The 16,488-nt window shown below is 66.7% G+C and carries 15 protein-coding genes; 3 read left to right on the top strand and 12 right to left on the bottom strand.

What is annotated here, in order from left to right:
* Positions 1–24 precede the first annotated feature (24 nt).
* The 10 genes from E5CHR_RS19865 to E5CHR_RS19820 are packed head-to-tail and all read right to left on the bottom strand — an operon-like array spanning position 25 to position 10,329.
* Positions 25–993: a 2-hydroxyacid dehydrogenase gene (locus tag E5CHR_RS19865; RefSeq protein WP_162581436.1), complete on the bottom strand. Its 969-nt coding sequence runs from the start codon at positions 991–993 to the stop codon at positions 25–27.
* The gene (locus E5CHR_RS19860) at positions 990–1,571 is read right to left on the bottom strand and encodes an amino acid synthesis family protein (protein WP_162581435.1); all 582 of its coding nucleotides are present in this window, start codon (positions 1,569–1,571) and stop codon (positions 990–992) included. Before E5CHR_RS19860 ends, E5CHR_RS19865 begins: the two co-directional genes overlap by 4 nt.
* 50 nt (positions 1,572–1,621) lie before the next feature.
* Positions 1,622–2,515, bottom strand: coding sequence for an NAD(P)-dependent oxidoreductase (locus E5CHR_RS19855; RefSeq protein ID WP_162581434.1), 894 nt, complete (start codon positions 2,513–2,515; stop codon positions 1,622–1,624).
* A gap of 14 nt (positions 2,516–2,529) precedes the next feature.
* A complete protein-coding gene (locus tag E5CHR_RS19850; protein WP_162581433.1) occupies positions 2,530–3,702 on the bottom strand; it encodes a mandelate racemase/muconate lactonizing enzyme family protein in 1,173 nt (390 codons plus the stop codon).
* Positions 3,699–4,889 (bottom strand): 2-methylaconitate cis-trans isomerase PrpF family protein, encoded by a 1,191-nt coding sequence (locus E5CHR_RS19845; protein ID WP_162581432.1) that lies wholly within the window; start codon positions 4,887–4,889, stop codon positions 3,699–3,701. The genes E5CHR_RS19850 and E5CHR_RS19845 overlap by 4 nt, the downstream gene beginning before the upstream one ends.
* 4 nt (positions 4,890–4,893) lie before the next feature.
* A complete protein-coding gene (locus tag E5CHR_RS19840; protein WP_162581431.1) occupies positions 4,894–5,952 on the bottom strand; it encodes a tripartite tricarboxylate transporter substrate binding protein in 1,059 nt (352 codons plus the stop codon).
* Positions 5,949–6,467 (bottom strand): LeuD/DmdB family oxidoreductase small subunit, encoded by a 519-nt coding sequence (locus E5CHR_RS19835; RefSeq protein ID WP_162581430.1) that lies wholly within the window; start codon positions 6,465–6,467, stop codon positions 5,949–5,951. The genes E5CHR_RS19840 and E5CHR_RS19835 overlap by 4 nt, the downstream gene beginning before the upstream one ends.
* Positions 6,468–6,480: 13 nt before the next feature.
* Entirely contained in the window at positions 6,481–7,746 is a 1,266-nt protein-coding gene (locus E5CHR_RS19830; protein ID WP_162581429.1) for a 3-isopropylmalate dehydratase large subunit, read from the bottom strand.
* A 29-nt stretch (positions 7,747–7,775) separates the two neighbouring features.
* Complete coding sequence (tcuA, locus tag E5CHR_RS19825; RefSeq protein ID WP_162581428.1) at positions 7,776–9,281, bottom strand: FAD-dependent tricarballylate dehydrogenase TcuA; 1,506 nt, start codon at positions 9,279–9,281, stop codon at positions 7,776–7,778.
* 49 nt (positions 9,282–9,330) lie between these two features.
* The gene (locus E5CHR_RS19820; RefSeq protein ID WP_162581427.1) at positions 9,331–10,329 is read right to left on the bottom strand and encodes a Bug family tripartite tricarboxylate transporter substrate binding protein; all 999 of its coding nucleotides are present in this window, start codon (positions 10,327–10,329) and stop codon (positions 9,331–9,333) included.
* 102 nt (positions 10,330–10,431) lie between these two features.
* On the opposite strand from E5CHR_RS19820, the gene E5CHR_RS19815 reads away from it, so the two are divergent.
* On the top strand, positions 10,432–11,394 hold the full coding sequence (locus tag E5CHR_RS19815; RefSeq protein WP_162581426.1) for a LysR substrate-binding domain-containing protein: 963 nt from the start codon (positions 10,432–10,434) through the stop codon (positions 11,392–11,394).
* Here the strand turns inward: E5CHR_RS19815 and E5CHR_RS19810 are convergent.
* Both E5CHR_RS19810 and E5CHR_RS19805 read right to left on the bottom strand, forming a co-directional pair.
* The gene (locus tag E5CHR_RS19810) at positions 11,381–12,352 is read right to left on the bottom strand and encodes a Bug family tripartite tricarboxylate transporter substrate binding protein (protein ID WP_162581425.1); all 972 of its coding nucleotides are present in this window, start codon (positions 12,350–12,352) and stop codon (positions 11,381–11,383) included. The two genes, E5CHR_RS19815 and E5CHR_RS19810, sit on opposite strands and share 14 nt — an antisense overlap.
* A 51-nt stretch (positions 12,353–12,403) precedes the next feature.
* Positions 12,404–14,038, bottom strand: coding sequence for a GMC family oxidoreductase (locus tag E5CHR_RS19805; protein WP_162581424.1), 1,635 nt, complete (start codon positions 14,036–14,038; stop codon positions 12,404–12,406).
* Positions 14,039–14,171: 133 nt separating this feature from the next.
* Between E5CHR_RS19805 and E5CHR_RS19800 the strand changes: the two genes are divergently transcribed.
* A complete protein-coding gene (locus E5CHR_RS19800; protein WP_162581423.1) occupies positions 14,172–15,650 on the top strand; it encodes an aldehyde dehydrogenase in 1,479 nt (492 codons plus the stop codon).
* A gap of 13 nt (positions 15,651–15,663) precedes the next feature.
* Complete coding sequence (locus E5CHR_RS19795) at positions 15,664–16,416, top strand: ABC transporter substrate-binding protein (RefSeq protein ID WP_162581422.1); 753 nt, start codon at positions 15,664–15,666, stop codon at positions 16,414–16,416.
* Positions 16,417–16,488: the final 72 nt, after the last annotated feature.

The following is a 16,488-nucleotide window of genomic DNA, read 5'->3' as shown; positions in this document are numbered from 1 at the left end:
GCGATGAAACAGCGTCGTCCTGCATCAGCCGACTGGCGTGACGAGGGGCCGGCCGGCGAAGTGCGCCTCGGCGTTTTCCAGGAAACGCACGACGGACGCATGGATCGCCTCCGGCGACAGCCCGGCGATGTGCGGCGTCAGGATAGCGTTCTCCAGCTCCAGCAAGGGCGAGGGAGGGGCAGGTTCGCCCTCGTACACATCCAGGCCGGCGGCCAGCAGCGTGCCGGTGCGAAGCGCTTCGGCCAGCGCCTTCGTGTCGACCAGCGAGCCGCGCGAGATGTTCACCAGAACGCCTTGCGGCCCCAGCGCTTCCATGACCGCGTCGTTGATGATGTGCTGCGTCCCCGCGCCGCCCGGTGCGGCCACGACCAGGAAGTCGCTCCACCGCGCGAGCTCCAGCACGGATTCGAAATAGCGGTGGGGCGAGTCGGCGCGACGCGTGCGCGTGTGATAGCCGACCTCCATGTGGAAGGCCAACGCCCGATGCGCGACCGCACGCCCGATGGCGCCCAGGCCCAGCACGCCCATGCGCTTGAAGGACACCTGCGGCGGCCGGGCGATCTGGTCGCGCCAGAGCCCGCGGCGCACACCGGCATTGAGGTAGGGCAGGCGCCTCGCCGCGCCGAGCAGCAGCATCATGGCGTGGTCGGCCACGCATTCCTCGTTCGTGCCGGCTGCATTGCTGACGAGGATGCCGCGCTGTCGCGCATGCGCCACCGCGATGTTCTCGTAGCCCACCCCCAGCGACGAGATCAATTCCAGCCGCGGCATGGCGTCGATCTCCTGCGGCAGGATGCCGTGTGCGCCATTGGTGAGCACCACGCGGATGTCACCTCCGTGCTGCGCGATGAGGGGCGCCGCGCCGGAGCGATCGTCACGCTGGCCCGGTGCGGGCGCGTAGAGCATGTCGTAGTACTGGGCGACCAGCTTCTGGTGCTCCTCGGAGAGAAACACCATGACCAGCAGCAGAGGCTTGCCCCCTGTACGGCTCATCGCTGGCCGTCGCCCACCGAGATCTGGTCGGCGCGCAGGCCGCCCAGGCGCTCGTGCACCCGTCCGCCGGTCCCCATCACGAGCGCGTAGAGCAACTCGTCGGGGCGCGGTCCATCCATCACCCCCACGTCGATGCTGTTGAAATGGCTGCGCACGTAGGCCGCGGCAATGTGGTGCATGGGGATTGCGAGCCGCGTGCCGGCGGATGCCACGCCCTTGGCCGTCGGCACGATCGACTTGGCGTTGGGCAGGTTGGCGCGCATCGACCATCCCCCCGCCTCGTGCCACACGGCACCGTGCTCCAGTTCGCCGTTGACGCCGACGATGGCGCCCTTGCCGTAGGCCTGGATCTTGTCGGTACCGCCAAGGGCGCCGATCAGTTCGGGAACGATGCCCTTGGCCAATTCGATGGCGGCCTCGACCAGCGGGGAGAGGTCTTCGACATAGCGGCCCGCGTAAGGGTTGTTCACCACGATCGCGACCGCGCCGACCCGCAACGGGTCGTCGCGGACCGGCCCGCCTTCGTGGTAGATGGTCTCGATGTTGAGGAGCTTCTTGCGGATCTTCAGCAGGGACATGGTTGGGTGCTTCCGGTGGATGGATGGATCGATCGATGAACAGGGGAGGCTCAGGCCTTCGGCGCCTCGCCGAACTGCACGCCTGCCCAGCCTTCGATGTGGCGGATCGGATAGACGTTGTCCTTGTCGCCATCGCCCTGGCTGATGGCAAAGGCGAGGAACTGCCGAGCGACCGGGTTGACCTGCATCGGAACGCCCAGCTTCTCGGCTTCGTCCATGCACATCTTGACGTCCTTGTGCAGGAGCTCGGTCGTGAAGCGCACGGGAAAGCTGCGGTCCATCACGCACTGTGGAATGCGCTCCAGCGTCGCGAACGATCGGCCGCTCGAAACGTTGAGGACGTCCAGCATGGTCTTCGCATTCAGGCCCGCCTTGACGCCGAATACCAGCGCCTCGCAACTCGCGATCATGCTCGTGGCGTACAGCGTGTTGTTGATGATCTTCATGGTCTGGCCGAGGCTCGGGTCTTCGCCCAGGTGGAAGATGTTCTTGCCGATCACCCTCAGCAGCGGCTCGACTTCCTCGTACGCGGCCGCGGGGCCGCCTGTCATGACTGCCAGCGCGCCTTTTTCGGCGTTGGCGGTGCCGCCGCTCACCGGGGCGCCGACCAGGGCGATGCCACGGCCTTTCAGCAGATTCGCGACCTGGTGAGTGACCGAAGGACCGGTGGTGGACAGGTCCACCACCACGCGCACCTTGCTGCCCGGTTGCGAGATCTCGTCCGCTACTTGCAGTACCACTGCGGGAATGGGCAGCGACAGCAGCACGATTTCGACCTGCGCAGCCAGGTCCTGATTGCTGGCGGCCGCCTTGGCGCCCTGCGTCACCACGCGATCCAGGGCGGCCGCGTTGCGGTCATAGACCCGAACTTCGTGGCCTGCGGCCACCAGGCGGTTCGCGAAATGCATGCCGATGTTGCCGACGCCGATGAGGCCGAGTTTCATTTGTTCTCCTTGGATTAGCGGATGGTTTCCTGCCGCAGCGTGAAGCGTGCGAGTGCGGCCTCGTCGATGGTGATCCCCAGCCCGGGGCCGCGCGGGACTTCGACATGGCCGTCGCGCACCACGAAGTCCGTCTCGGCGACGAGCGGGTCCGGCGCAGTCGTGTTCAACCCGAAGAGGAATTCGCCCGCGCCCATCATTCGGCGCGCCGGTGTCGCGGCGTAGAAGTGGGCGGCGGCCGCGGCTTCGAGTTGAGACTGCACGGCCAGCCCGCCGACGTTGAGCAGCAGGTGGGTGGCCTCGGCAACGGCGGCGATCTTGCGCGCCGGGCTCAGGCCGCCGACCTTGTAGAGCTTGATGCACAGCGCGTCCACGGCTTCCGCCTGCGCCAGCGCGTACGCATCCTGCACCGTGAAGAGCGATTCGTCGGCCATGAGCGGCACGCCGTTGGCGGCACGCCGCACGGCGGCAAGCCCCCGCAGGTCGTGGCGGGCAACGGGCTGCTCCAGGTAGCCCAGGTCGAAATGGCGCAGCGAATTCAGCGCGTTGATGGAGTCGGACACCGACCAGCCCGTGTTGGGGTCCGCGCCGATCACCACGTCGTCTCCCACGGCCTTGCGCACCGTCTCGAAGTTCAGCACGTCCTGGCGCCAGCCTCGGCGGTCGGCCGCCTTCAGGCACAGCACCTTGACGCCGAACTCGTCGACAGCACGGATGGCTTCGGCCACCATCGTCGAGGCATCCTCGGCCAGGCTCACCGACCATTCGAGCGGGATGCGCGGCTGGCAGCACCCGCCGATCAGCTCGTGCACGGGAACGCCGTGCGCCTTGCCCAGTGCATCGTGCAGCGCGATGTCGAGCACGGCCCTTGCCACCGGATTACCGGCCAGCCGAAGGTCGAAGGACTCGTGGATGGATTCGAGGTCCGAGATCTTGCGGCCCAGCATCAGCGGCCCGTAGATTTCGGTGATGGCGGCGACCACGCTCTGGGTGGTGTCGCCGATGAAGTGGCCGGGGCTGATAGGGCGGATCTGGCCGTAGCCCACCACGCCCTCGGCGTGGATGCGCACCAGCACGGGCTTGCCCAGGATGCGGCCCTGCGGGCCCGTGTCCCAGCTGCCACTGGAGAAGAAGCGCTGCACGCGCACCGGCAGTTCGGTGACGAAGACCTCGATGCGTTCGATTTTCATGCGCGGACCCTTGCGAAAGTGGCGGACACCGGAACCGGCACCAGCACGTGGCCTTCGAACAGGCGCCGCTGCGTGCGGTAGAAGCTGCCGCGGCGCACCTGCCATTGCTGACCGTGCAGGCGCGCTTCGGCGGCGACGCGCAGCACGCCCGAAGGCATGCCCAGCCGCAGGTCGGCATCCGGGTCGTCGGACGGCCGGCACACCTCGTGCGCCAGCGTGCCTTCGATGCGCGCGGCGACGGCCAGGCACAAGGAGACGCCGAGCGGCAGGGCGCGGTGCGGCTGGCCGTTGGACAGGACGCGCGCGTTCAGGTCCATCGTGTCCGCCGGAATCGCTTCGCCAGATAGCGCGGTGCTGTCGGCCGGCGGCGCGACCAGTCCCAGGAAGGGCACCGCCGTGCGAGACGCCGCTTCCGCTTCGTCCGCCGCCAGCCCCATGCGGATGGAGGCCGCGATGCGGATCGCGCCCAGCTTGCGCATCAGCTCGAGGTCCTCTTCGATCTGCATCGGCGACTCCCGCCCCGTGAGTCCCAGGCCTGCGGCGCGCACGAAGACGCACGCATTGCCTGCATCCACCAGCGATGCTTCGATCCGTCCCATGCCGGGCACGTCCAGCATGTCGCGGGCCTGCCCCGTGGGCAGGAGCTTGCCCGTGGACGCGCCACCAGGATCGAGGAAATCGAGCCGCACTGGGGCGCCTGTGCCGGCGACCCCGGGTATCTCGAGCGCGCCTTCGACCGCCGCGCGGCCCTCCTGCAGCGCAAAGGTGGACACGATGATCTTGCCCGTGTTGGTATTGTGGATGCGCACCGTAGCGGATTCGCCCTGCGCCTCCACCAGGCCCTCCTCGACCGCGAAGGGCCCGACCGCCGAAGACATGTTGCCGCACACGGGCTGGAAGTCGACATGCGAGCTCTTGATCAGGACCTGTGCGAAGGTGTAGTCGACGTCGGCATCGGGCCTGCTCGGGGGACCCATTACGCAGATCTTCGAAAGCGAAGACAGGCCGCCGCCCATGCCGTCGAGCTGGCGTCCGTAGGGATCGGGACTGCCCATGGCCGCGAGAAAGATCGGCACCCACTGGGCGCGCTCGTCCGGCAGGTCGCGGCTGTGCAGCATCAGGCCCTTGCTGGTGCCCCCGCGCGCGAAGACGGCGGGCAAGCGGTGCAAACGGAGGTGTTCGGCCATTCGATTACCGCCTTGCCGCCGACGTGGCCTCGGCGGCGGCCTTGCCCCACTTGGCGATCTCGCTGTCGATGAAGGCGGAAAAGTCCGAGGGCGAACTCGCGACGATCTCGTTGCCGTCGCTTTCCACGGTCTGCGCGAACGCCGGCTCCCGCAGCAACCTGGCCAGGTCGCGAGAGATGCGCTCCACCATGGCGGCAGGCGTGTGTGCCGGTGCAAGCATGCCGTACCAGGCCGCCACGTCGTAGCCAGGCACCGCGGACTCGGCAATCGTGGGCACATCGGGCAGCAAGGGCGATCGGCGCGCGCCGGTCACCGCCAGCGCGCGCAGGCGGCCCGAGCGGATGTGCGGCAGGGTCGAGTTCAGTGCGCCGATGTAGAACTGCTCGCGTCCCGCGATGACATCGTTGAGTGCCGCGAGCGCGCCGTTGTACGGCACGTGCAGCACCTGGATGCCCGTCATCGCGCGCAGCATGTCGGGTGCGAGATGGTTGAGCGTGCCGATGCCGGCCGAGGCATAGCTCACAGAGCCCGGCTTGCGTCGGGCCAGGTCGATCAATTCCTTCGTGTCGCGCGCCGGAACGTCCGGATGGACCACCAGCACGTCGGCCACCAGGTTGATCAGGCTGATCGGCGCGAAGCTGCGCACGGGGTCGTAGGGCAGCTTCTCGTAAAGGCTCGGCGTGATGGCGAAGCTCACGTCCGTCATGAGCAGCGTGTGGCCGTCCGGTGGCGCCTTGGCGACGGCGGCGGCGCCGATGGTCGTGCCGGCACCGGGCCGGTTGTCCACGATCACCGGCACTTTCCATTCCGCCGACAGGCGCTGGCCGAGGTTGCGTGCGAGCAGGTCGATGCCGCCGCCGGGCGGGTACACCACGACGATGCGCACGGGCCTGGAGAAATCGCTTTCGGCGGCGAAAACCGGCGCGCCCGGTGCGGCCAGCGCCGCCACGCCGGCACCGAGCAGCGCGCGGCGGGTGAGACGGCGATGGGGCACGCGGCTCACTGGAGTGCCTTCGCCTTCGGCTGCGGTGCTGTTCGCCTTCGGAACGGCCGTGCCGCTCACGCCGCGCTCACGGCGGCGCTCGCGTGCCGCCGTTGCAGTTCCTGCTTCACCCAGGGCGTCACGCCGCCCATGTCGATGATCTCCTGGATGAAGGCCGGCAGCGGCTCGGCATGGTATTCGCGGCCGTCCACGAGCACCTTGCCGGTCACGGTGTCGACCTCGATGGCCTGGTCCTGCTGCGCCGCCCGCGCGACTTCTGGGCTGATGATGATCGGCAGTCCCAGGTCGATGGCCATGCGGTAGAAGGTGCGCGAGAAGCTCTCCGCCACGATGCAGGCGATTCCCAGCGCCTTCAGGCCGAAGGGTGCCTGCTCGCGGCCCGAGCCGCAGCCGAAATTGCGCCCGGCCACGATGATGTCGCCCGGCTTCACGCGGCCGACGAATCCCGGGTCGACCTCCTCGAAGATGTGCTTGGCGATGTCGGCCGGGTCGATCAGCGACAGGTAGCGCCCGGCCACCATGGTGTCGGTGTCCACGCTGTCGCCGAGTTTCTGCACGTTGCCCTGGAAGATCATGTCGGTGTTCCTCTCACAGTTGCGCCGGGTCGATGATTTCGCCGGCCACGGCAGTGGCCGCCGCGACATACGAGTTGCCCAGGTACACCTGGGCACCCGCGTGGCCGGCGCGGCCCTTGAAGTTGCGATTGATGGTGGCGAAGGCGACCTCGCCGTCGTCCAGGGCGCCGTTGTGTCCGCCGAAGCACGCGCCGCAGGTGGGCGTGCTGACGGCGGCGCCTGCCTCGACGAAGATGTCGATCAGGCCTTCGGCCATCGCTTCGCGATAGATCTTCTGCGTGGCCGGCACGATCATGGCGCGCGTGTGCGGCGCGACCTTGCGGCCCTTGAGGATGCTGGCGATCTGCCGCAGGTCGGTCATCGTGCCGTTCGCGCAATTGCCCATGTAGACCTGGTCGACCTTGACGTGTTTGATTTCGTCCACGCGCACGACGTTCTCCGGCGAGTAGGGCTTGGCCACCATCGGCTTCATGCGGCCCAGGTCGATGTCGTGGCGCGAGACATACTGGGCATCGGCGTCGGCCTCGACGGTCTTCCAGGCATGCTTCGTGTGCGCCTCGGCCCAGGCGCGTGTCTGCTCGTCGGCGTCGAAGATGCCGACCTTGGCGCCGGCCTCCACCACCATGTTGCACACGGCCATGCGCTCGTCCATGTTCAGTTCCGCAAGGCCAGGGCCACCGAATTCCATGCTGCGGTACAGCGCACCGTCCACGCCCATGTCGTGCAGGATCTGCAGGATCACGTCCTTGCCGGTGACGTGCGGCGCTTTCTTGCCCTGCAGCGTGAAGCGCATCGACTCGGGCACACGGAACCAGGTCTCGTCCAGCATCATGATCGCGGCGATGCCCGACCAGCTCATGCCCGTGGCGAAGGTGTTGAAGGCACCGGCCGTGCCGGTGTGGGAGTCGCCGCCGATGATCAGGTCGCCCGGGCCCACCAGGCCCAGTTCCGGAAGCAGCGAATGCTCGATGCCGCCCTTGCCTACGTCGTAGAAGTGCTCGATGCCCTTGGCGCGCGCAAAGCGTCGCATGTCGCCCAGCATGCGCGCGCCCGCCGCGCTGGGCGCAGGTGCGAAGTGGTCGCAGACCAGGACGACCTTGTCGGGATTGATGACCTTGCCACCGCCCATGTTGGCGAAATGGCGAAAGGCCACGGGCCCGTTCGCGTCGTTGATCAGCACCCGATCCACCCGCGAACGCACGACGCGGCCCGGCTCGACCGGCTCCTTGTCGTCGATGCGGTGGCTCTCGAGCATCTTTTCGGCCATCGTCTTTGCCATGACTTGTCTCCTGTGTGTCGGCGGGTGGCTCAGGCCGCAGCCCGTTGCCTGGCGGCGGCGCCGGCGCTCGCGCCCGCGAGCCGGCCGAACACCGTTCCACTGGTGAGGCCGCTTGCGCCCGGGTAGTTGAAGAAGAAGATGCCGCCGACCATCTCGCCTGCCGCGTAGAGGCCGGGAATCGGATCGTGATTGGTGTCGACCACCTGGCCATCCGCCGTGATCTTCAGGCCGCCGAAAGTGAAGGTGATGCCGCAGGTGACGGCGAAGGCCTGGAACGGCCCTTCTTCGATGGTTTGCGCCCAGTTCGACTTGGGCACGGGCAGCCCCAGCGTGCCCTTGCCGTCCTTGACGTTGGGATCGAAAGCCACATCCTTCATCACCGCGGCGTTGTACTCGCGGATCGTCGCCAGGCACTGCTCCGGGTCCACGTCGTCGAGCTTCTGCACCAGCTCTTCCAAGGTGTCCGCCTTCACCTTGGTCACGTGACGTGTGCGGTATTCGTCCAGCAGCAGGTGCGACACCTTGTTGTCGTAGATCTGCCAGGCGAACTGCCCGGGCTGCTCCAGCACCGCGTGGCCGTACTTGGCGTAGGTGTAGTTGCGGATGTCGGCGCCTTCGTCCAGGAAGCGCTTGCCATCGCCGTTCACCATGATGCTGAAGGTGTAGCTGTGGCGCTGGAAATGCGGCGTCACGTCGAGGTCACCGAAGTCCGTCGCATAGCGCTCCCAGCTCACCGCGTGGCAGCCGGACCAGTGGCCGTAGGGCATGGCGCCGATGCGCAGCGCCATGTCGAGGCCGTCGCCGGTGTTGTATTTGGTGCCTCGCACCTTGGCCAGGTCCCAGCCCTTGCCAAGGTACCTGCTGCGCCATTCAGCGTTCGCCTCAAAACCTCCGCAGGCCAGAATCACCGCGCCGGCGCGCACCTTCTGGAGCTTGCCATCGTGGCGCACGGTCACGCCGTGCACGCCGCCGCCTTCGCAGATCAGGTCCCTGACCCAGGCGTCGTAGGCGATCTGCACACCCGCCTTCTCGGCACAGGTGTAAAGCGCATCCACCAGGCCGGGGCCGCCGCCGTTGGTTGCGAGGGGAGCGCCGCCCCAGAACGTGAACTTGCCGTTGGTCTTGTAGGCCTGGCGACCATAATTCGGCATGAAGCGCACGCCGTTGGCCTTCAGCCAGTGCATCGCGGAATTGCTGTTTCGCACCAGGATCTCGCACAGTTCAGGATCGGTGCGGTGCAGCGTGATCCGGCCCATGTCGTCGAAGAAATCAGCCTCGGGGTAGGCGCCGAAATCACTCATCGCGATCTCGTCGGGCGTGAGGTCGTGCGAGAGCTTGATGATGTCCTCGGCACCGTCATACGCGAAGCGCACCTTGCCGTCGGTATAGCGGCTGTTGCCGCCGCGCTGCTCGAAGGGCGCGCGTTCGAGGAGCAGCACGCGGGCGCCTTGTTCGGCTGCGGAAATGGCCGCGCACAGCGCGGCGTTGCCGCCACCGACGACCACGACGTCGTGGAGATTGGTTTCGAGGTTCATAGAAGATCGGCTTGTTGCTGGAGCAGCGAGAGGCGACGGGCGAGGGCCGTTATTCGGCCGTGATGTGGTTGCGAACGACGATCTCGTTCCACTTGCGGGTCTCGCTGTCGATCAGCTTGGCGAAGCGCTCGGGGTCCATGGGCGCGGGCTCGATACCTTGCACCGTGAGCTTGTCCCGCCATTCGGCCTTGGCGACGCCGGCGGAAATCGCCTGCTGCAGCTTGTCCACCACGGGCTTCGGCGTGCCCGCGGGCGCGAGGATGCCGTACCAGGAGCTGGCTTCGTAGCCGGGCACGCCGGCTTCGGCGATGGTGGGAACGTCGGGCAGCGCCTTGCTGCGCTCGTGCCCGGAAATCCCAAGCGGGACCAGCGTGCCTTGCTTCACGTGGCCCACGACGTTGCTGATGGCAGCCATCACCACCGGGACTTCGCCGCCGACGGCGGCCAGGGTGGACGGGCCGCCGCCCTTGTAGGGCACGTGGTTCACCTTCATGCCCGTCATCGAAACGAGCAGTTCCATCGCCATGTGCGTGATGTTGCCGACGCCGCCCGACGCGTAGTCGAGCTTGCCCGGATTGCGCGCGGCATAGTCGATCAGCTCGCGCAGCGACCGCACCTGGAACTTGGGATTGACCGCAAGCACCGATGGACCGTAGGCGACCAGCGCCACCGGTGCGAAGTCCTTGCGCGCGTCGAAGCGCAGCTTGGGGAACATCGCGGGCATCGTGATGGTGGCGTTGCAGAGATAGATGACGTAGCCGTCCGCCGGCGCGCGCGCCACCATCTCGGCAGCGATGTTGCCCGAGGCGCCTGGCTTGTTTTCCACGACGACCGGCTGTCCGAGGGCATCCGTGACGCTTTGCGCCACGATGCGTGCCACCAGGTCTGTGGCCCCGCCTGCGGCAAAGCCGGAGATGAGGCGGATCGGCCGGTTGGGGTAATCGCCCGCCTGCGCCAAAGCGCCGCTGGCAAAGGCCGCGGCGGCGAAGAGCGCGGCGACCCGCGGCGCGCTGCCGATGCGCAGCCTGGAGAACAGCTTGATCGTCATGTCTCGTTCGTCCTTGTCCTTGCCTGTACGGTAGCCCTGCCGGCCATCGCATACAAGAATATTGAGTTATGGAATTCTGCGAATTCGATATAGTGAACTTCCATGAAGCTGCTGCAACTGCGCTACCTGGTCGAGGTCTGCCGCCACGGCAACCACATCTCCAACACCGCGGAGGCGCTGCACACATCGCAGCCCGGCATCAGCCGCCAGATCCAGCTGATCGAAGAGGAACTCGGCTTCCCGGTGTTCGCGCGCAAGCGCAATCGCATCGTCGACCTGACCGAGCCGGGCCGTGAAGCCGTGGCGATCGCCACCCGAGTGCTGGCCGACATCGACAACCTCAAGCGCCTGGGCCAGGAGATCTCGCAGCGCACCGGCGGCACGCTGGCGATCGCGACGACGCACACCCAGGCGCGCTACGTGCTGCCGAAAGTCATCGAGCGATTCATGCACCGGCATCCGTCGGTGGAACTCCAGCTACGGCAGGGAAACCCGACACAGATCTGCGAGATGGTGGAGTCGGGTGAGGCGGACCTGTCTGTCGGCACCGAGCCGACGCAGCCCTTCCCGGGGCTGGTGCGCCTGCCGTGCTTTACCCTGGATCGCTCGATCATCGTAAAGGCCGGCCACCCGCTGCTGAAGAAGCGCAAGCCGACGCTGGAGGACGTGGCCGCCTATCCGATCATGACGCACGAGCCGACTTTCAGCGGACACTGGAAGGTCATGGATGCCTTCAAGGCCGCTGGCCTGACGCCGCGGATCGTCTTCGGTGCAGTGGATGCCGATGTGAGCAAGACCTACGTGGAAATGGGCGTAGGCATTGCCGTCATGACCTCGGTGACCTACGAGAGGCGCAAGGACACCGGCCTGCGGGCCATCGACGCCAGGCATCTGTTCCCGTCGAGCACGGTGTCCATCGCGCTGCGCGCGAACAGCTACCTGCGCACGCCTGCCCACGATTTCATTCGCCTGTTCTCGCCCCAGCTCACGCGGGAGGTGGTGCAGGCCGCGCTGGCCGAGCAGGCGGAGCCGGCCCCGGCGGCGGCAAGCCTCAATTCACGGTGATGTCGAGGGCGCGCACGAGATTGCCCCAGCGGGTGGCTTCCTCGGCGATGTAGGCCGTGAATTCCCTGGGCGAGCTTGGCATGACGTCGAAGCCCAGCTTGGTGAACTGCTTGCGCACGTCCGGCTGATCGAGCACCACCTGCATTTCGCGATTCAGGCGCTCGACCACCTCCGGCGGCGTCTTCGCGGGAGCGACCAGGCCAAACCACGTGAGCACCTCGAAACCCGGGTAGCCCGATTCGGCGATCGTCGGCACGTCCGGCAGCTGCGGCGAGCGGGTCGGCCCGCTCATCGCGATGGGGCGCATCTTGCCGGCATCGATCTGGGCGATCTGGCCGGAGATGCTGGACATCATCATGTCGACCCGCCCGCCCAGCAGGTCGGCGATCGCGGCCGAGTCGCCCTTGTAGTGCACAGGCACGATGGCCAGGCCTGCAGCCTTCTTGAACATCTCCATCGACATGTGCGGCGACGAGCCGCTGCCGCCCGTGGCGTAGGTCAGCTTCCCAGGGTGGGCCTTCACGTAAGCGACCAGCTCGGCGAGGTTCTTCACCGGCAGGGCCGGGTTCACCACCATCACCAAGGGGTTCTGCGCGATGCGGCCGATACCCGTGAAGTCCTTGATCGGGTCATAGCCGGGCGCGGGGTACAGGTAGGGCGCCACTGCGTGCGTCGTCTGCACGGCCAGGTACAGCGCGTAGCCGTCCGCGGGCAGCTTGGCGACGTAGGCTGCGCCAATGGAACCGGCGGCACCGGCGCGGTTCTCCACCACGACCGATTGGCCGAGGCGCTCGCCCAGGTGCTGCGCGAGCACCCGGCCGACGATGTCGGTCGGACCGCCGGCGGCGAAGCCGACCACGAGCTTGATGGGTTTGTCGGGGTACTTGCCCTGCGCCACGGCCAGCGTGCCCGCCAACAGCGAAAGCGTGAGCAGGAACAGGATTCGCAATCGCTTCATGGTGTGTCTCCTTCTTTTGCAGGCGGGCAAGTCGCGGGTCGTCGAAATGATTCAATGGGCGGCCAGCACCATCGCAGCGCCTTTCTCCGCGATGGCAATGGTGGGAATGTTGGTGCCGGAGGAGGGCAGCGTGGGGCAGATCGAGGAATCGATCACACGCAGGCCCTCGATGCCGCGTACGCGCAGCTCGGGATCGACCACCGCGGCGGCATCCACGCCCATCTTGCAAGTGCCGACCATGTGCCAGGAGGTCTGCAGTGTCTCGCGCACGTAGCCAAGAAGCGCTTCATCGTCGGAGATGTTCGGGCCCGGCCGCGTCTCGCGCACCACGAAAGGCTTCAGTGCCTGCATGTTTGCGACATCGCGGCCGACCCGCATGCCGCGCACGAACAGCCGCGCATCGTCGTCGTGCGAAAGGTAGCGAGGGTCCATGCGGGCCGGCCGCAGCGGGTCAGGGGACTTGATATGCACATGGCCGATCGACTTGGGCTGCAGCGGCGTCACGCCGAAAGTGAAACCCGGGAACATGTCCATGCCCGTTCCGGGCGTGCGTGCATAGCGGTCGCCGCCGGACAGCGGCTGGAGCCGCAGCACGAGATTCGCTTGCGGGGTGTCGGGGCCGCTGCGGTAGTTCATCTGGGCCGTGGACGACGAGATCGTGAGCAGCCCCTTGCGCCCCAGAATGAATTTCATGCCCTCACGCATCTTCATGATCGGGCTGCGGATCACGTCATTGATCGTGATCTTCCGCGAGCACTCGAAGGTAAGGCGGGTATTGGGATGGTCCCGCAGGTTTTCGCCCACGCCCGGCAGGTGGTTCACCACCGGGACGCCATGCTCGCGCAGGAGCGCTTCGTTGCCGATGCCGGAGAGCTCCAGGATCTGCGGCGAGGCGAGCGGCCCTGCAGACAGCACCACCTCGCGGCGGGCACGTAATGGGACGCGCTGTTGGCCCAGGACGACTTCGACGCCCGCGGCTTGCCGATTCTTGATCAGCACGCGCGCCACCGTTGCGCCGGTGAGGACCGTGAGGTTGGGCCGCGAGCGGGCGGGCTTGAGGTACGCGGCTGCCGTGTTGTCGCGCAAGCCACGACGGGTGGAATACTGCAGATAGAAGGCACCCTCGTAGCTGCCGTCGTTGTAATCCTGCAGGCGCCGGTAGCCCGCCTGGGTGCAGGCCTCGACGAACGCGCCCGACAGCGGATCGAAGTTGTCCAGGCGCGTGCAGTGGATCGGCCCACCGCGGCCGCGCAGTGCGGGATCGCCCTCCGGAAAGTCTTCCATGCGCTTGAACACCGGCAGCATGTCGTCGTAGCTCCACCCCCGGCAGCCCAGGTTGTTGCTCCAGTTGTCGTATTCGGCCGGATCGCCGCGGGCGAAGAGGTTGCCGTTGATCGCGCCCGAGCCTCCGATGACGCGGCCACGCGTCCAGCGTTGCGGCTTGCCGTTGAGGAATTCCTGCGGCTCGGTCAAGTAGGGCCACGTGACATCCGGGTCGTTCAGCAGGTTCACGACGAACAGCGGCACGCGGATGTTGATGTTCTTGTCGCGGCCGCCGGCTTCGATCAGCAGTACCTGGTGGCGGCCGCTCTCCGAAAGCCGGGCGGCAATGGCGCAACCGGCACTGCCGGCGCCACAAACGATGAAATCGAACTCGGCGCCCGGTGGCAGCGACTGCACATACATCGACACTGTCCCTTTTTGCTCTTGCGACGGGCAGTCTGCTGCAGAGCCAGCATGATTGAAAATAATCTTTCGGCATCCATTCATCGCAAACTGGAATGCTCCGGACTGCGCGGCGGGACTATCCTTTCGGCCCATGAACTCTCGCTACAGGCTCTACATAGGCGGCGAATGGAAGGAGGGATCGGGCGGCGCCTCGTTCTCCGCCATCAACCCGTTCAACCAGGAGGTCTGGGCAGAAGTCGCCGAGGCCACCGAAAGCGACGTGCGCGACGCGGTGGCGGCGGCGCGCCACGCCTTCGAGACCACCTGGCGCATGACGACCGGCATGCAGCGCGCCAAACTGCTCAACCGGCTGGCGCAACTGCTGGAACAGAACGCCGAGCGCATGGCCCTGCTGGAAAGCACGGACAACGGCAAGACCATCCGCGAGACGCATGCGCAGATGCTGTATGTCGCGCGCACGTTCAACTTCTTCGCGGGCTATGCCGACAAGATCTGGGGCGCGGTGATCCCGCTGGACCAGCGTGATGTCTTCGACTACGCGGTGCGCGAGCCCTGTGGCGTCGTGGGCGTGATCACCTCCTGGAATTCGCCCATCGCCTTGTTGGGCAACAAGTTGCCTGCGGCGCTCGCGGCTGGCAATTGCCTGGTGATCAAGCCTTCCGAGCACGCGAGCGCCACCACGCTGGAGTTCGCCAAGCTTGCCGAGGAGGCGGGGTTCCCTCCCGGCGTGATCAACGTGGTAACGGGAGGCGTGGAGATCGGCAAGGCGCTGGTGAGCGGCGGCGGCCTGGACAAGATCAGCTTTACCGGCAGCGGCCGCGGCGGACGCGAGATCGCGGCAATGGCGGGACGCCATCTCACGCCCGTGATCCTGGAACTTGGCGGCAAGTCGCCCAATATCGTGTTTGCCGATGCGGACATCGACAAGGCTGAAGTGGGCGCGCTCGCAGGCATCTTCGCGGCAGCCGGGCAGACCTGCATCGCCGGCTCTCGCCTGTTGGTGCAGCGCCCGATCTATGACGAGATGATGCGCCGCCTGGTCGTGCGCGCGGAAAAGATCGTGATGGGCGATCCGCGCCAACGCACGACGGAAATGGGCACTGCCGCCAACGAACCGCAGTTTCGGCGCATCCTCGATTGCATCGCCGAGGGCAAGAAGGAAGGCGCGCGCCTCGTGACGGGTGGTGATCGCGCCTCGAAGCAGGAGCTTGCTCGCGGCTTCTTCGTGCAGCCGACCATCTTCGCCGACGTGGACAACCGCATGCGGCTTGCACAGGAAGAGATCTTCGGGCCCGTGCTGTCGATGATCCCCTTCGAGACCGAGGAAGAAGCACTCCGCATCGCCAACGACACGCCTTACGGCCTGGCGTCCGGCGTCTGGACCCGCGACATCTCACGGGCGATGCGCATGACACGCGAGATTCGCAGCGGTGTGGTCTGGGTCAACACCTACCGCATGGTGTCGCCGCAAGGCCCGTTCGGCGGCGTCAAGGAAAGCGGCTACGGCCGTGAGCGCGGCGAGCAGGGGCTGCTAGAGTTCACCGTGAGCAAGAACGTGATGGTGGACTTCTCCGATGAGGTGCGCGATCCGTTCGCCATCAAGGCATGAACGTTTACCGCCCATGAACCACACCACCCTCGACCTCACGCCCGAACTCGTCCGCATCCTTGCGCCCACGGGCGTGCTGCGCGCCGCCATCAACGTGGGCAATCCCATCCTTGCCAACCTGGACCCGGCCGGCCAGCCGGTGGGCGTTTCGATCGACATGGCAGGCGGCCTGGCCGAGGCGCTGGGCGTCGGCTTGAAAATGACCGTTTTCAAGGCGGCGGCCGCCTCGGTGGATGCAGTCACGAACCAGCAGTGCGACATCGGATTCTTCGCCATCGATCCCGTGCGCGGCGCGGGCATCGATTTCACCGCGGCCTATGTCGTCATCGAAGGTGCGTACCTGGTGCGCAACGAGTCTCGTCTCAAGACCCATGAGGAGGTCGATGTGCCGGGCCATCGCGTGGCAGTGGCCAAGGGCAGCGCCTACGACCTGTTCCTCACCCGGGAGATGAAGAACGCCACCTTGGTACATACACCGTTTTCCAGCGACGTCGTCAACCTGTTCATCGAGCAGAACCTCGACGTGGCCGCGGGGGTGAAGCAACAAATGGAAGCCGACGCACTCCGCGTATCCGGCCTGCGCTTGCTCCCGGGGCACTTCATGTTGATCCAGCAGGCGATGGGCCTGCCAAAGGGGCGCCCGCCCGAGGCCTTGGCCTTGCTGCGTCGCTATGTGGAGATGCAGAAGGCGAGCGGCTTCGTCGCCGCATCGCTGGCGCGCCACGGCATCGAGGGCGCCGCGGTCGCGTCTTCGGCGCCGGATTGAGACAGCGGGTCCGAATCGACCTGCGCTAGTATTTGCCGAGACGGCATGTACTTCCGGATCGTCTGAGGAGCA

This window comes from Variovorax sp. PBS-H4 (assembly GCF_901827205.1).
Classification (GTDB): domain Bacteria; phylum Pseudomonadota; class Gammaproteobacteria; order Burkholderiales; family Burkholderiaceae_C; genus Variovorax.
The sequence above is the reverse complement of the archived record's forward strand: the minus strand, read 5'-3'. Positions and strand labels throughout refer to the sequence as shown.

What these genes read in the sequence shown, in the direction of transcription:
- tcuA (WP_162581428.1), bottom strand. Translation starts at nt 9,281, where the DNA reads ATGAACCTCGAAACCAATCTCCACGACGTCGTGGTCGTCGGTGGCGGC.
- E5CHR_RS19815 (WP_162581426.1), top strand. Translation starts at nt 10,432, where the DNA reads ATGAAGCTGCTGCAACTGCGCTACCTGGTCGAGGTCTGCCGCCACGGC.
- E5CHR_RS19855 (WP_162581434.1), bottom strand. Translation starts at nt 2,515, where the DNA reads ATGAAACTCGGCCTCATCGGCGTCGGCAACATCGGCATGCATTTCGCG.
- E5CHR_RS19830 (WP_162581429.1), bottom strand. Translation starts at nt 7,746, where the DNA reads ATGGCAAAGACGATGGCCGAAAAGATGCTCGAGAGCCACCGCATCGAC.
- E5CHR_RS19835 (WP_162581430.1), bottom strand. Translation starts at nt 6,467, where the DNA reads ATGATCTTCCAGGGCAACGTGCAGAAACTCGGCGACAGCGTGGACACC.
- E5CHR_RS19865 (WP_162581436.1), bottom strand. Translation starts at nt 993, where the DNA reads ATGAGCCGTACAGGGGGCAAGCCTCTGCTGCTGGTCATGGTGTTTCTC.
- E5CHR_RS19800 (WP_162581423.1), top strand. Translation starts at nt 14,172, where the DNA reads ATGAACTCTCGCTACAGGCTCTACATAGGCGGCGAATGGAAGGAGGGA.
- E5CHR_RS19850 (WP_162581433.1), bottom strand. Translation starts at nt 3,702, where the DNA reads ATGAAAATCGAACGCATCGAGGTCTTCGTCACCGAACTGCCGGTGCGC.
- E5CHR_RS19820 (WP_162581427.1), bottom strand. Translation starts at nt 10,329, where the DNA reads ATGACGATCAAGCTGTTCTCCAGGCTGCGCATCGGCAGCGCGCCGCGG.
- E5CHR_RS19795 (WP_162581422.1), top strand. Translation starts at nt 15,664, where the DNA reads ATGAACCACACCACCCTCGACCTCACGCCCGAACTCGTCCGCATCCTT.
- E5CHR_RS19845 (WP_162581432.1), bottom strand. Translation starts at nt 4,889, where the DNA reads ATGGCCGAACACCTCCGTTTGCACCGCTTGCCCGCCGTCTTCGCGCGC.
- E5CHR_RS19810 (WP_162581425.1), bottom strand. Translation starts at nt 12,352, where the DNA reads ATGAAGCGATTGCGAATCCTGTTCCTGCTCACGCTTTCGCTGTTGGCG.
- E5CHR_RS19805 (WP_162581424.1), bottom strand. Translation starts at nt 14,038, where the DNA reads ATGTATGTGCAGTCGCTGCCACCGGGCGCCGAGTTCGATTTCATCGTT.
- E5CHR_RS19860 (WP_162581435.1), bottom strand. Translation starts at nt 1,571, where the DNA reads ATGTCCCTGCTGAAGATCCGCAAGAAGCTCCTCAACATCGAGACCATC.